Raw genomic sequence first — 14,069 nt, forward strand, 5'->3', positions numbered from 1 at the left:
GTTCAATGTAGATGCAGCAAGAATCGCACCAATATACAGTGAACCGTCCAAAATGCCCATTACACGCGGCCTTGATCGGTGCGAACCGGATCGGCAGCGGATCAAGTGTAAATTATTCCGACACTACCGCGCCGCTGACGCGCAGGATGCCAGCGAGGTCCGGCCAGCTCTGCACGCAGACGTAGCCGCCACACTCCAGCAGGGCGACGACCGCCTCCGCCTGGTCGTGACCGTGCTCCAGCAGCAGGGTGCCGCCGGGTTCGAGGTGGGTCCGCGCGGCGGTAATCAGATGTCGCAGGTCGTCGAGCCCGTCATTGCCGGCGGCGAGCGCGCCGATTGGCTCGAAACGCACGTCGCCGCGCGTCAGATGCGGGTCGGCGGCAGGGACGTAGGGCGGGTTGCTGACAATGAGGTCGAAGTGCCGGCCGGCGAGCGCGTCAAACCAGTCGCTGGCCAGAAACGCGACGCGGGCGTCGAGGATTCCGGCATTGTGTCGGGCGATGGTCAGCGCCGCTGCCGAACGGTCCACCGCCGTCACACGCGCATGCGGACGTTCCAGCGCCAGCGTGATGGCGATGCAGCCGCTGCCGGTGCCGAGATCGAGCACGTTCAGGGCCTGGTTGGCCGGAATGCGCGCCAGTGCGAGGTCGACCAGCAGTTCGGTGTCGGGGCGTGGAATCAGCACGTCGGGCGAAACCTGGAAAGGCCGCCCATAGAACTCGCGTGTGCCCACAAGGTAGGCAATGGGTTCGCCCGCCAGTCGACGGGCCAGCAGGCCCTCGAAGGGCGTGATCTGCGTTTCGGCCAGCGGGTCGGTGTCGTGCGCGATCAGCCAGGCCGGCGTCACATTCCAGGCAAACGCCGCCAGCACGCGGGCTTCCAGCCGCGCTGTCCGTGTGTCCAGACCGAGCGCAGCGGCGAGTTGACGGCTGGCGGCGCCGAGGCAGTCGGCCACCGTTAGCGGCCCTGACCCCTGACCCCTGACCCCTGAATCCTGCTTACTCACCCGACAGCGTGGCCAGCAGCTCGGCCTGATGCTCGGCCGCCAGCGCATCGAGCAGCTCGGTCAGGTCGCCGTCCATCACTGCGTCGATCTTGTACAGCGTGAGGTTGATGCGGTGGTCGGTGATGCGGCCCTGCGGAAAATTGTAAGTGCGGATGCGGTCGGAGCGGTCGCCGCTGCCGATCAGGCTTTTGCGGGCGCTCGCCTCGGCGGCGTGCTGCGCCTGCAGTTCGCGGTCCTTCAGGCGCGCGGCCAGCACGCTCATGGCTTGCGCCTTGTTCTTGTGCTGCGAGCGGTCGTCCTGGCATTCGACCACCAGCCCCGTGGGCAGGTGGGTGATGCGCACCGCCGAATCGGTCTTGTTGATGTGCTGGCCACCCGCGCCGGACGCGCGGTAGGTGTCGATGCGCAGGTCGGCCGGATTGATGTCGATTTCGCCGACCTCGTCGGCTTCCGGCATCACGGCCACGGTGCAGGCCGAAGTGTGGATGCGGCCCTGCGATTCGGTTTCCGGCACGCGCTGCACGCGGTGGCCGCCGGATTCGAACTTCAGCCGCGAATACGCGCCGTGGCCGACGATGCGGATGATGGCTTCCTTGTAGCCGCCGACTTCGCCGGGGTTATCCGACACGATCTCGACCTTCCAGCCGCAGCGCTCGGCGTAGCGGGTGTACATGCGCAGGAGGTTGCCGGCGAACAGCGCCGACTCGTCGCCGCCGGTGCCGGCGCGGATTTCCAGGAAGATGTTGCGCTCGTCGTTGGGGTCTTTCGGCAATAGCGCGGTTTGCAGTTCAGTTTCCAGTCGGCCGATTTTTGCCTCGCAGTCGGCCAGTTCGGCTTCGGCGAGTTCGCGCATGTCCGGGTCTTCGAGCATGCCGCGGGCGGATTTCTGGTCCGCTTCAAGCTCTTTGTAAGTGCGGTAAAGCGCCACCACCGGGGTGAGGTCGGCGTGCTCGCGGGTCAGCTTGCGGTAGCGGTCCATGTCGCCGGCGATTTCCGGTTGCGACAGCAAGGCGTCGAGTTCCTCCAGTCGCTCGTCGGCACGAGCGAGCTTGTCGGCCAGCGAGGCCTTCATTTCTCAGTCTCCCTCAATTGTCTCGGCTCAGCCCGTACAGCTGGCTGATCAGGCGGGCGATCTGGTCGCGCTCGTCGCGCGGGGCGTGGCTGAGCGCGTGGGTCGGCGCGTGCAGCAGCTTGTTGGACAAGGCGTGGCTCATCGCCTCGATCACCGCGCGCGGGTCTTCGCCGCGCGCCAGCGCCTTTTCGGCCTTCTCGATTTCATGGCGGCGATGACGCTCGGCGCTGTCGCGCAAGGAACGGATCACCGGCACCAGTTCGCGGCCTTCCATCCAGTGCACAAAATTCTCGACGCTGGTTTCAATAATGGCCTCGGCCTGCGCCACCTGCGCCACGCGGTTGTCCATGCCTTCGCGCACCACCTGGCCGAGGTCGTCCACGCTATACAAAAACACATCATCCATGTCGGCGACTTCGGCCTCGACGTCGCGCGGCACGGCGAGGTCGACGATGAAGATCGGCCGGTGGCGGCGCTGCTTGATCGCACGCTCCAGCATGCCCTTGCCGAGGATGGGCAGCGGGCTCGCGGTCGAGGTGATGATGATGTCGTAATGGGGCAGCTCATCCGGCAGGTCGGTGAGCGGAATGACTCCGGCGTTGAAGCGTTCGGCCAGCGGGCGTGCGCGCTCGGCGGTGCGGTTGGCGACGGTCATCTTGCGCGGATGCTGCCCGGCGAAGTGGGTGATGCACAACTCGATCATCTCGCCGGCGCCGATGAACAGGCAGGCCTGGTCCCGGATGCTGGGGAAGATGCGCTCGGCGAGCCGCACCGCGGCGGCGGCCATCGACACCGAATTGGCGCCGATTTCGGTGCTGCTGCGCACTTCCTTGGCGACCGAGAAGGTGCGCTGAAACAGCTTGTGCAGCAACAGGCCCAGCGTGCCGGCGTCCTCGGCCGCCTGCACGGCCTGCTTCATCTGGCCGAGGATCTGTGTTTCGCCGAGCACCATCGAGTCGAGTCCGGCGGCGACGCGGAAGGCGTGCTGCGCGGCTTTCTCGCGCGGCAGCGCATACAAGTAAGGTGCGAGCTCGCGCCGTTCGATATGGTGGAAATCGGCCAGCCATTGCGCCACCTCGTCGGGGGCGGGCGTGTTGACATACAGCTCGGTGCGGTTGCAGGTCGACAGGATCGCGACTTCGGACGCGCGCCGGCTTTGCGTCAGTTCATGCAGCGCCTGCACCAGCTTTTCGGGGCCGAACGCGACCTGCTCGCGGATCGCGAGCGGTGCGGTGTGGTGGTTGACCCCGAGGGTGAGAAGCTGCATGACGGCAGATGGCCGAAAAATGAAGACCGCTATTTTACTTTACCCGCCGCCTAAGCTGGGCGCGCAGGGAAGTTCAGGCGGTCGTAATAGCGGCCGCGATAGAGCAGGCGGCGGTGTTCCGGCGAATCGGAAAATGCGCTACGGGTGTGCAGCACGTTGTTGCAGAGGAGGCCCATGCCGGGTTGCAGGCGCGCGGTCAGGATGTATTCGGAGCCGGCGAGGATGTCGGCCAGGACCTTGACTGCCGCTTGCGTCGCCGTGTCGGCCTTCCACACGATCGAGCGGGTGCGTGCAGTGTAGCGCATGGTCAGAAAGCCCAATTCGGGATCGACCGCGAACACCGGGCCGCTCTGCTCGGCACGGGCAATTGATGGATTATGGCCCGGCGATTGCTCCCTCGCCCCCTGGGAGAGGGTTGGGGAGAGGGGTGACTCGTCCATGCGCGCGGGAATGGTCATCGCGTCGGGCTGCATCAAGGCGGCGATGTAATCGGGATTGGCGTCACGCAGCTGGATGTAGGCGATCTCGTGGTCGAGCAGCGCGTTCTCACCGCCAGCCTCGGCGTCCTGCACGCAGTGCAGCATCATCCCAAGAATGCGGCGGTCGAGCGTGTTGTAGTAGCCGTCGGTGTGCCAGTTGATCGGCTTGTGGGTGTAGGGAATAAAGTCGCCGCGCACGCCGCTGTCTTCGTCGGCGGCCGGGGTGATGCTGGACAGCCCGTCTTCGTCGGCCAGGTAGTTGCCTTCGAGCCGCACCAGGCCGAGTTGCTGGCCGAGTTGTCTGGGGATCGACTTGTCGGCGGCGGCCAGGTGCGGCGCGCTGTAGATCACCATGTTGGCGCGTGCGCAGCACGCTTCGAGGGCGGAAATTTCCGCGGTCGTGAGATGGCGTGGATCGGCCAGCGGCACGATCAGTTCGTCAACGCTGCGCGGATATGCGGCGAGCCTGGCGTCGCGCCAGGCGCGGTAGCCGGATTCGTTGGCGAGATCGAAAGGGGACGCGGCCAAGGATTTATTCCGGCGGCAGCATGTCCGGTGAACCAAAGCCCCGCTTGACTGGTGCATCGGACAGCAGGCCCTTGAAGCTTTTGCGCACCGTGCCCATCATTTCGGGCATCTCGATGTCCATGATCTGGTCCATGATCCAGGTCTTGTCGCTATCGCCCATCTCGTCGCGGATCTGCAGGCTGAGGAAGCGCAGCGCCGGGAAGCTGGCTTTTTCCTCATCCGGGAACTCGAACTCGGCGTAGTCGTTGAAGCGGCGGTTCAGAAAGTCGATGAACTCCGCCTTGAAATTGCGATTGCCGTCCGGGCCGACCACGCTGATGATGTTTTCTTCCATCAGTTCGCCCAGCCGCTTGGCCACCGCCTGCAGCACCGCGGTGCGGCGCTCCGGCGTCAGCGTAGCGTAGGCCATACGGTCGCAGTAGTGCACCAGGAAAGCGAGGAATTCGGCGATCAGCTTGAAGCCGCGCGCCGGCGTGATGATGTCGTAGTTTTCGCGGCCGAGGTTGTCCACCGCCTTGTCGGCGACGCGCCAAGTGGTGGTGGCCACCGCAGTGGCGATTTCCTCGGCGCTGCGCTCGCCGTCTTTCTTGAACCAGATGGTGCGGACTCTGACGGGTTTGACCATGGTGTGCTCCTTACTATGCAGCGGTGCGTTATTCGCCGGTGGCGACGGGGCGGGCGGGTTCGGTGATCCACTCGCTCCACGAGCCGGGATACAGCCGTGAACCGGGAAGCCCGGCGATTTCCATCGCCAGGATGTTGTGGCAGGCGGTGACGCCCGAGCCGCACATGTGGAGCACCTGCCAAGCCGGCTTGCCCTTGAGCAAAGCCTGGTAGTTCTCGCGCAGCGCCTCGGGCGGCAGGAAGGTGCCGTCGACGTCGAGATTCTCGTCGAACGGGTAGTTGATGGCGCCGGGAACGTGGCCGGCAACGGGGTCGAGCGGCTCGAACTCGCCGCTGAAGCGGCGATCCGGTCGCGCGTCGATGATGAGTTGTTCGCCGGTCTTCGATGCGTGCAGAACGTCATCGGCGGCCACGATTTGAGTCGGCTCGGGCAGGCAGGCGCAAGCGCCCCGGTGCGTTGCCGGGATGTCGGCATCGACCGGGCGTTTTTCGCGTGTCCATTTCGGGTAGCCGCCGTCCAGCAGGGCGACGCCGGGGTGGCCGAGCCAGCGCATCATCCACCACAGGCGGACGGCCATGGCGCCGTAGCTGTCGTCATACACCACCACCTGCTTGTTGACGCCGACGCCCCACGCGCAGAGTTTTTCGGTCAGCACGCGCGGATCGGGCAGCGGATGCCGTCCGGTGCCCGATCCGACGGGGGCGGACAGGTCGTCGTCCAGATGCACGTAGCGTGCACCCGGGATGTGTGCTTTCTCGTAGGCCTGTCGACCGGCGCTGGGGTCGGTGAGGGTGAAACGGCAATCCAGAACGATCCAGTTCGGATCATCCAGATGCGCGGCCAGGTCTTCAGTGGTAACGAGGGTGTTGGAAAACATAGGTTGGGAACTAGGCGCTAGGAAATAGGAATTAGGGGCTAGGGCCAGCGCTGAGCCCCCTGGATCCTAGCCCCTAGATCCTAGTCCCTAATCAGTATCCGCCCTTGCCGAAAGGCTTGGGCAGGCCGGCGACGCGGCAGCCCTGGCGGGCAGGCATGTTGGGGAACAGCTCGTACAGCTTCTTCTTCCAGTCCACGCCTTCATGCATCTCGTCGAGTTCGGCGACCATGTTGCGGAAGTTGGGGGTCTGGCCGTCTTCACGGTACTTGTCGCGCAGGTAGTTGATGACCTGCCAGTGCTCGTCGGTCAGCGTGATTTTTTCAGCCTCGGCGATGACCGGGGGGACATCGTCGCTGAAGTTGGCTTCCAGCAGGAAGTTCTCTTCACCGGTTTCGAGCTCTTCGCCGTTAACAACATAAGACATGCTTTCTCCTTTCAGGGTGGGTGGTTAAAGATTCGCCGGCAAGCCGGCTAGGGGTTTAATGGTTGACCGGCATGACCGGTGCAATGGATTTATGCGGGATGAAAATCCCGCAGCCTAACAAACGGTTGCGTCCCATGCCTTCGTCCTGCAGCTGCAGGGACTTGTGCGGCGGCACGTCGTGCAGCATCAGACTATAGCCATGGATCGGGCCGGACGTGGTTTGCAGGGTTTGCAACCTGCCGCAGATAAACCCGCAGCGGATCTGGAAATGGCCGTCCAGTTCGCGCATCACGTCCTGCACGAATTGTTCTTCAGTGGCGCTGCCGGTGTCAACGAAATGCGCGTAGATATTGGCGAACGCGGTGAACGCGCGGGTCTTGAAGCTGCCGAGCTGCAGGGTATGCCCGGCCAGATCGAGCGTCTGCCCGATCATTTTCTGCATGTCGTCGACCCGGGTCTTGGGCACGCGCAGGTACAGCTTGGTGCGCCGGTTGATGTTCAGCGTCGCGTCGCCTTTGTTGGTTTCGGCGCCTTTCAGGTGCTGGATGCCGGTGCCGCCCTCTTCGCCCAGCCATGGCAGCAGGTGCAGCAACGCGTCGGACAGCAGTTGCGCATTGTCGGTCGGGATGGTCGTGCCGACCAGATCGAACTGCAGGTCGATCATGTGGGGGGTGTATTCCTCCGGCTTGTTTTCAGGCCAGTCCCAGGTCACGGTGCATCCCCGGCGTTGTCCTTCGCCCAGGCCTGCATCAGGTCGGCCCACTTCTGTGCGCTGACCGGGTCGACGTCGAAAATGGTGAAACGCTTGTTTTCGCGGATGCGGATGCGCAGAAACGGCACCCCGCCCGACTCGTGGGTCAGGTGCTGGAACTCGATTTCCTGACCGCCAAACGGCAGTCGCATCTTGTCTAGGGGCGTAATTTCGGGCATGGATTCAATTCGTGTCGCGTCTAAAGGTGGCGGATGCACTGCATGCCATGCGTCCAGATGGGTGCAGCGCCCGGCGCTTCAACCCTGCTGAGCACAGGGGCTTGCGTTTGCAACAATATTTTAATACTCTTATCGATTCTTGTGACCGGGCTGTAATGTCTCACCCTTTGCGAGAATGAGGCATTACCGCGTTGGGGCAAATGATCTACTCCTTTTGGGTAGGTTCATACCTACCTCAAGGGAGTAACCGATTTACCCATGAGAATGATGGTGGCGTCGGTGCCAAGTCAATACGATGTTGGAATACCGTTGGGCCATTCGGCTGAGCGGGCATTTCGAAATGTTCTAGGAGAGAAGAGATGGCAAAGCAAATGATTGATACGCCCAATCTGGACGAGCTCGAGAAAGGCCCGTGGCCCAGCTTCGTGACCGGCCTCAAGCGTCTGGCTAAAGATAACGACATGATGGTTGACCTGATGGGTCAGCTGGAAACCTCCTACAAGACCAAGTTCGGTTACTGGAAGGGCGGTACGGTCGGTGTGTTCGGCTACGGCGGCGGCGTGATCCCCCGTTTCACCGAACTGAAGGACGAGAACCACAAGCCCCTGTTCCCCGAGTGTGCTGAGTTCCACACGCTGCGTATCCAGCCGCCTGCCGGCATGCATTACAGTTCCGACCTGCTGCGCAAGATGTGCGACGTCTGGTCCGCCACCGGTGGTTCGGGCCTGATCGCGTTCCACGGCCAGTCCGGCGACATCATGTTCCAGGGCATCAAGACTGCTGACGTGCAGCCCGCGTTCGACGCCTTCAACGAAATGGGTTTCGACCTCGGCGGTGCCGGTCCCGCACTGCGTACCTCGATGTCCTGCGTTGGCGCTGCCCGCTGCGAAATGTCCTGCTACGACGAAGCCAAAGCTTTGCGCACCGTCATCAACAACAACCTGGACGACATGCACCGTCCGTCCCTGCCGTACAAGTTCAAGTTCAAGTTCTCCGGCTGCCCGAACGACTGCGTCAACGCGATCCAGCGTTCCGACATGGCAACGATCGGCACCTGGCGCGACAACATCCGCGTCAACGAAGGTCAGGTTCAGGCCTACTACAAGGCCCACGGCATGAACGATCTGGTCAACGACGTGATCAGCAAGTGCCCGACCAAGGCCATCACCCTGGTGGCTTCCGACAAGTTCAAGGCCAGCGCAACCGTTTCCGCTGCCAGCCTGGGCGACGGCAACACCCTGTGCATCGACAACAAGAATTGCGTGCGCTGCATGCATTGCCTCAACGTGATCCCCGGCGGCCTGCTGCCCGGTAACGACAAGGGTGTGTCGATCCTGGTCGGTGGCAAGGGCGTGCTGAAGATCGGCGCGACCATGGGCACCGTGGTGATCCCGTTCATGAAGCTCGAGTCCGACGAAGACTTTGAAAAGCTGAACGAGCTGGCCCGCAACATTCTCGACTTCTTCGCGGAAAACGCGCTGGAGCACGAGCGTACCGGCGAAATGATCGAGCGTATCGGCCTGACCAACTTCCTCGAAGGTCTGGACATCCCGGTTGATCCCAACATGATCAAAGAGCCGCGTTCCAACCCCTACTTCCGTTCCGACGACTGGGACGAGCAGGTCGAGAAATGGAACGAGTACAAGCAGTCGACTGCTGCTTGAGTTTCGCTTGCCGCGGGTCTCGGTGCGAGCCCGGACCCGCGGATTAATTAGCTTCGCGCATTAAACCAGTTGGAGATAAATCATGGCAGAACTACGTCCGCCTATCGAATCCGGCGCACCGGATCCGATGCCCTACATGCACCCCGTGATGGTGAAGAACTATGGCAAGTGGGCTTTCCACAGCCATCCGAAGCCGGGTGTCCTGTATCACCGCGCTGAATCCGGCGACGAAATCTGGACCGTCAAGGCCGGTACGGCACGCCAGATGGACCACTACACCATCCGCGAGCTGGCCGACATCGCCGACCAGTTCGGTGACGGTTTCGTGCGTTTCACCGCGCGTTCCAACATCGAATACATGGTTGCCGACGGTTCCAAGGTCGAGCCGCTGATCAAGGCACTGAACGACAAGGGCTACCCCATCGGCGGTACCGCCAACTCGGTGTCGATGATTGCGCACACCCAGGGCTGGCTGCACTGCGACATTCCCGGCACCGACGCTTCCGGCGTGGTGAAGGCGCTGATGGACGAACTGTACGATGACTTCGTCAAGTGCGAGATGCCCAACCGCGTCAAGCTGTCCACCTCCTGCTGCGAAATCAACTGTGGCGGCCAGGCCGACATCGCGATCATCGTTCAGCACACCAAGCCGCCGAAGATCAACCACGATCTGGTCGCCAACGTCTGTGAGCGTCCCTCCGTCGTGGCACGTTGCCCGGTGGCTGCAATCCGTCCCGCACTGGTGAACGGCAAGCCCTCGCTGGAAGTCGACGAGAAGAAGTGCATCTGCTGCGGCGCCTGCTTCCCGCCCTGCCCGCCGATGCAGATCAACGATCCCGAGCACTCCAAGATTGCGATCTGGGTGGGTGGCAAGAACTCCAACGCCCGTTCCAAGCCGACCTTCCACAAGCTGGTCGCTGCCGGCCTGCCGAACAACGCACCGCGTTGGCCGGAAGTGGGCGAAGTGGTCAAGAAGATCCTCGCCACCTACAAGGAAGACGGCAAGCCGTGGGAGCGCATGATCGACTGGATCGACCGCATTGGCTGGCCCGCATTCTTCGAGAAGACCGGCCTGCCCTTCACCAAGTATCACATCGATAACTGGCGTGGTGGTCGTGCCAACCTGAACGCGTCCGCGCACATCCGCTTCTAAGCGATTTGGATGCTGTCAGCGCCGCCGCAGCCTGTCTGCGGCGGCCGCTTGATAACAATGACTGGATTTTTCGGAGTTAGAGCTAGCCATGCAATTCGGCATTCTTGTAAACGAAGGGCCTTACACCCATCAGGCCAGTGACACCGCTTATCTCTTCGCCCGTACGGCGATCGAGAAGGGCCACACCGTCCCGCGCGTTTTTTTCTACCACGACGGCGTGAACAACTCCACGCGTCTGGCAACGCCCCCGCAGGATGATCGCAACGTTTCGGCACGCTGGTCCAAGCTGGCTGCAGAACACGGCGTCGATCTGGTTGTCTGCGTGGCGGCTGCGCAGCGTCGCGGCATTAACGACGATGTGCTGGCACCGGGTTACCGGATTTCCGGTCTGGGTCAGCTGGTTGAAATGGGCATTCAGTACGACCGTCTCGTGACGTTCGGCGATTGATGGCCAAAGATTGAGATATTCGAAATGAGCGATATGGACGAAATGGACGACGGCTCCGGCATCGTCAAGAAATTCATGTTCCTGAACCGCAAGGCGCCGCACGGTACCGTGTATGCGCTGGAAGGTCTGGAAGTGGTTCTGATTACGGCTGCTTTCGATCAGGATGTAAGCATGGTCTTCACCGATGACGGTGTCTTCCAGCTGATGAAGGGCATCGACAGCAAGGGCATCGAGGTCAAGGATTTCTCCAAGACCTACCGTGCGCTGGAAGGCTACGACATCGAGAAGCTGTATGTCGACCAGGCGTCGATGGATGCACGCGGCCTGACCGAAGATGACCTGATTGTGGATGTGACGGTGCTCTCCGTCGATGAGATGGCAAATCTCATGGCCGAGCAAGACGTCGTGATCAGCTTCTAAGGGGATAGACATGCTGCATATTGTGAATAAATCGGCCACAGAGCGCAGTTCGCTGGACAGCTGCCTGCGCATGGCCACCAAAGGTTCTGCTGTATTGCTGATCGAAGACGCGGTGTACGCGGCGACGAACGGCAACACGGCAGCGGCGAAAATCCAGGCGGCGGCGGCTGACCTCAAGATTTACGCACTCGGTCCTGATCTGGCGGCGCGCGGCATGGCCGGGCGCGTGCTGGACGGAGTCAATGTCGTGGATTACGGCGGTTTTGTGGATCTGGTCGCAGAGCACAGCAACTGTCAGTCTTGGCTGTAACTTTTAATCAAAGGAGTATTGCTATGCCCATGGTGAACATCGCCGGTAAGGAAGTCGAAGTCGACGAGGAAGGCTATCTGGTCGACCTGTCGCAGTGGAACGAAGACATCGCCAAGTACATGGCTGTCGAAGAGAAGGTCGAACTGACCGACAGCCACTGGGAAGTGGTCAACTTCCTGCGTGAGTACTACGCCGAATACCAGATCGCTCCCGCTGTTCGCGTTCTGACCAAGGCAATCGGCAAGAAGCTCGGCCCTGAGAAAGGCAACAACAAGTACCTGTACGAGTTGTTCCCCTACGGCCCCGCCAAGCAGGCTTGTAAGATCGCCGGCCTACCCAAGCCGACTGGCTGTATCTAAGTTCCAGTAATGCCTTCGGGTCGCCCCGGTCTGTTCGGGGCGATTCGATTTTCGGGCTGTGTTTCCCAATCGAATGCGGACGGCCATGTCAGGTCGTGCGTTTGATTCGCAAACACAACGTTGTTTAGGGGATAGCGCTTGTCTACAGTGACGATGATTTATGCCGGGATGTTCTACATCGCCACCCTCTTGCTGGTGGTCGGCCTGGCTTACAAGATTTTCGACTACAGCCGCACACCTGCGCCGCTGAAGATCCCGACCACGCCTGCGCCGACGACGCAAACAGGCGTGGTGTACCGGATGGCGAAGGAAGTCGTGCTGTTCGAGTCGCTGTTCAAATCCAACAAGTGGATCTGGGTGTTCGGCTGGCTGTTCCATTTCGGACTGCTGCTGGTGCTGCTGCGTCATCTGCGCTATTTCACCGAGCCGGTATGGTTCTGGGTCGGCATCATCCAGCCGTTCGGCAAATACGCCAGCATCATGATGGTGGTGGGTCTGCTGGGTCTGCTGGCACGCCGTTATCTGGTCGACCGCGTGCGTTACATTTCGACGCCGTCCGACATCCTGATGCTGGTGCTGCTGATTGCGATCGGCGTGACCGGCATGCTGATGACCTTTGTCGTGCATACCGACATCGTCGCGCTCAAGGCCTTCTTCATGGGGCTGATGTACCTGGATGTGCAACCGGTTCCGCAGGATCCGATCCTGCTGATTCATCTGGCCCTGGTGGCGCTGCTGATGGTGATTTTCCCGATCAGCAAGCTGCTGCATGCGCCGGGCCTGTTCTTCAGTCCCACGCGCAACCAGGCGGACAATCCGCGCGAGCATCGCCATGTGGCGGCGTGGGCAGCCCGTCTGGATCAGAAAAACTGATTCGTTGACATCGATTAACGAACACCGAAGTACGGACAGAGGACTCTCAAGTGGCTGCTGCTGAATTTGACATTCCGGAAATCAAGGACGAGATCGAGATTCCCAAGCTGCGGGAAGGCGCGACTGCGCACGCGAAGAGCTTCATCGCGCCGCAGGCGGTCCAGGATGCAATGGGATACCCGCACGAACTGGGCGAGGACTGGAAAGAGCGTGCCATCGACAAGATGGGCGATCTGCTGGGCAAGTACCGTTCGCTCAAGGTCTTCCTCGACGCCTGCGTGCATTGCGGCGCGTGTACCGACAAGTGCCATTACTACCTCGGCACCTCCGATCCCAAGAACATGCCGGTGGCGCGCCAGGATCTGATGCGCCAGGTCTACCGCCGCTACTTCACCACCGCGGGCAAGCTGTTCCCCAAGCTGGTGGGCGCCAAGGACCTGACCAAGGACATCCTCGACGACTGGTACAACTACTACCATCAGTGTTCGGAATGCCGTCGCTGCTCGGTGTTCTGCCCGTACGGCATCGACACCGCCGAGATCACCATGGCCGGCCGCGAGATTCTCAACCACGTCGGCATGGGGCAGAAGTATTCCAACGAAATCCTGAACAAGGTTCACCGGATCGGCAATAACCTCGGTCTGCCCGGCCCCGCGCTGGAAGACACGCTCGAAGGTCTGGAAGAAGACATCGAAGCCGACACCGGCGTGGCGGTGAAAATGCCGATTGACGTCAAGGGCGCCGAAGTGCTGCTGGTCACCCCGTCGGCCGACTTCTTCTCAGAACCGCACGTCGAGTCGCTGATCGGCTACGCCAAGGTGTTCCACGCCGCCGGCATCAACTGGACGCTGTCCTCGCATGCATCGGAAGCCGGCAACTTCGGCCTCTTCAACGGCAACTACGAGAACATGCGCAAGGTCGCCCTGCGCATTCGCGATGCCGCGCTCGAACTCGGCGTCAAGCGCATCGTGGTCGGCGAGTGCGGCCATGCCTGGCGAGTCGCCTACAGCTTCTGGAACACGCTGACCGGTATCGGCTATGGCGGCAACGACCCGTTCTCGATCGAACTGCAGAAGCAGCTCGACCCGACCTACCCGCAGCCGCAGCACATCTGCGAGCTGACCAACGACCTGATCAAGTCGGGCAGGATCAAGGTCGATCCGTCGCTGAATGACGATCTGATCGTGACCTATCACGACTCGTGCAACGTCGCCCGCGCCTCGCGCATGGGCACCGAGCCGGGCGGTCAGTTCACGATTCCGCGCGAGCTGATCCAGTCGGTGGTGAACAACTTCCACAACATGGCGGATGACACCATTTACGAATCCACCTTCTGCTGCGGCGGCGGCGGTGGCCTGCTGACCGACGACCTGATGGAAGTCCGGGTCAAGGGCGCACTGCCGCGCGCCACGGCGCTGAACAACGTAGTCAAGGAACACCAGGTCAATTTCATGGCCACCATCTGCGCCATCTGCAAGGCGCAGTTCACCAAGGTTTTGCCCAAGTATGGCTTCGACATGAGCATGGTGGGCGGTGTGCATCAATTGGTTAGCAAAGCGATCAAGCTGGACTAAGTCCGGGGCCCTGATTGCGATTTATCTATCTTTAGTAACGTAGGCGTTAGGAGAACCAAC

Annotated in this window: 17 protein-coding genes; 8 read left to right on the forward strand and 9 right to left on the reverse strand. The window is 61.6% G+C overall.

Going from position 1 to position 14,069, the window contains the following annotated elements; genetic code table 11:
• Positions 1-112: 112 nt before the first annotated feature.
• The 9 genes from prmC to Q8R61_RS11555 form a co-directional block, all read right to left on the reverse strand.
• Positions 113-955 (reverse strand): peptide chain release factor N(5)-glutamine methyltransferase, encoded by an 843-nt coding sequence (gene prmC, locus Q8R61_RS11515; protein ID WP_305537348.1) that lies wholly within the window; start codon positions 953-955, stop codon positions 113-115.
• A 43-nt stretch (positions 956-998) separates the two neighbouring features.
• Positions 999-2,078 carry a peptide chain release factor 1 gene (gene prfA, locus Q8R61_RS11520; protein ID WP_305537350.1) on the reverse strand — a complete coding sequence of 360 codons (1,080 nt, stop codon included), beginning with the start codon at positions 2,076-2,078 and terminating at the stop codon, positions 999-1,001.
• A gap of 13 nt (positions 2,079-2,091) precedes the next feature.
• Positions 2,092-3,345 carry a glutamyl-tRNA reductase gene (gene hemA, locus Q8R61_RS11525; RefSeq protein ID WP_305537352.1) on the reverse strand — a complete coding sequence of 418 codons (1,254 nt, stop codon included), beginning with the start codon at positions 3,343-3,345 and terminating at the stop codon, positions 2,092-2,094.
• Positions 3,346-3,395: 50 nt separating this feature from the next.
• Positions 3,396-4,352: a TauD/TfdA family dioxygenase gene (locus Q8R61_RS11530; protein WP_305537354.1), complete on the reverse strand. Its 957-nt coding sequence runs from the start codon at positions 4,350-4,352 to the stop codon at positions 3,396-3,398.
• A 4-nt stretch (positions 4,353-4,356) separates the two neighbouring features.
• Positions 4,357-4,977 carry a hypothetical protein gene (locus Q8R61_RS11535; RefSeq protein WP_305537356.1) on the reverse strand — a complete coding sequence of 207 codons (621 nt, stop codon included), beginning with the start codon at positions 4,975-4,977 and terminating at the stop codon, positions 4,357-4,359.
• A 28-nt stretch (positions 4,978-5,005) separates the two neighbouring features.
• Positions 5,006-5,854 (reverse strand): sulfurtransferase, encoded by an 849-nt coding sequence (locus Q8R61_RS11540; protein WP_305537358.1) that lies wholly within the window; start codon positions 5,852-5,854, stop codon positions 5,006-5,008.
• Positions 5,855-5,945: 91 nt separating this feature from the next.
• A complete protein-coding gene (locus Q8R61_RS11545; protein WP_305537359.1) occupies positions 5,946-6,278 on the reverse strand; it encodes a TusE/DsrC/DsvC family sulfur relay protein in 333 nt (110 codons plus the stop codon).
• 55 nt (positions 6,279-6,333) lie between these two features.
• Entirely contained in the window at positions 6,334-6,990 is a 657-nt protein-coding gene (cas6, locus tag Q8R61_RS11550) for a type I-MYXAN CRISPR-associated protein Cas6/Cmx6 (RefSeq protein WP_305537361.1), read from the reverse strand.
• Positions 6,987-7,208, reverse strand: a complete 222-nt coding sequence (locus Q8R61_RS11555; protein ID WP_305537363.1) for a hypothetical protein — start codon at positions 7,206-7,208, stop codon at positions 6,987-6,989. Before Q8R61_RS11555 ends, cas6 begins: the two co-directional genes overlap by 4 nt.
• 359 nt (positions 7,209-7,567) lie before the next feature.
• Between Q8R61_RS11555 and dsrA the strand changes: the two genes are divergently transcribed.
• The 8 genes from dsrA to dsrK all read left to right on the forward strand — a co-directional run bounded on the left by dsrA (position 7,568) and on the right by dsrK (position 14,009).
• Positions 7,568-8,872 carry a dissimilatory-type sulfite reductase subunit alpha gene (gene dsrA / locus Q8R61_RS11560; RefSeq protein WP_305537365.1) on the forward strand — a complete coding sequence of 435 codons (1,305 nt, stop codon included), beginning with the start codon at positions 7,568-7,570 and terminating at the stop codon, positions 8,870-8,872.
• An 82-nt stretch (positions 8,873-8,954) separates the two neighbouring features.
• Complete coding sequence (dsrB, locus tag Q8R61_RS11565; RefSeq protein ID WP_305537367.1) at positions 8,955-10,025, forward strand: dissimilatory-type sulfite reductase subunit beta; 1,071 nt, start codon at positions 8,955-8,957, stop codon at positions 10,023-10,025.
• 88 nt (positions 10,026-10,113) lie between these two features.
• Positions 10,114-10,473, forward strand: a complete 360-nt coding sequence (gene tusD, locus Q8R61_RS11570; protein ID WP_305537369.1) for a sulfurtransferase complex subunit TusD — start codon at positions 10,114-10,116, stop codon at positions 10,471-10,473.
• Positions 10,474-10,497: 24 nt separating this feature from the next.
• Positions 10,498-10,893, forward strand: a complete 396-nt coding sequence (tusC, locus tag Q8R61_RS11575; protein WP_305537371.1) for a sulfurtransferase complex subunit TusC — start codon at positions 10,498-10,500, stop codon at positions 10,891-10,893.
• Between the two features lie 10 nt (positions 10,894-10,903).
• Positions 10,904-11,203 (forward strand): sulfurtransferase complex subunit TusB, encoded by a 300-nt coding sequence (gene tusB / locus Q8R61_RS11580; protein ID WP_305537373.1) that lies wholly within the window; start codon positions 10,904-10,906, stop codon positions 11,201-11,203.
• A 23-nt stretch (positions 11,204-11,226) separates the two neighbouring features.
• The gene (locus tag Q8R61_RS11585; RefSeq protein ID WP_011312992.1) at positions 11,227-11,562 is read left to right on the forward strand and encodes a TusE/DsrC/DsvC family sulfur relay protein; all 336 of its coding nucleotides are present in this window, start codon (positions 11,227-11,229) and stop codon (positions 11,560-11,562) included.
• A 147-nt stretch (positions 11,563-11,709) separates the two neighbouring features.
• On the forward strand, positions 11,710-12,435 hold the full coding sequence (locus Q8R61_RS11590; RefSeq protein WP_305537737.1) for a respiratory nitrate reductase subunit gamma: 726 nt from the start codon (positions 11,710-11,712) through the stop codon (positions 12,433-12,435).
• 50 nt (positions 12,436-12,485) lie between these two features.
• Complete coding sequence (dsrK, locus tag Q8R61_RS11595; protein ID WP_305537377.1) at positions 12,486-14,009, forward strand: sulfate reduction electron transfer complex DsrMKJOP subunit DsrK; 1,524 nt, start codon at positions 12,486-12,488, stop codon at positions 14,007-14,009.
• Positions 14,010-14,069: the final 60 nt, after the last annotated feature.

The organism is Thiobacillus sp. (assembly GCF_030696885.1).
Lineage (GTDB): Bacteria > Pseudomonadota > Gammaproteobacteria > Burkholderiales > Thiobacillaceae > Thiobacillus.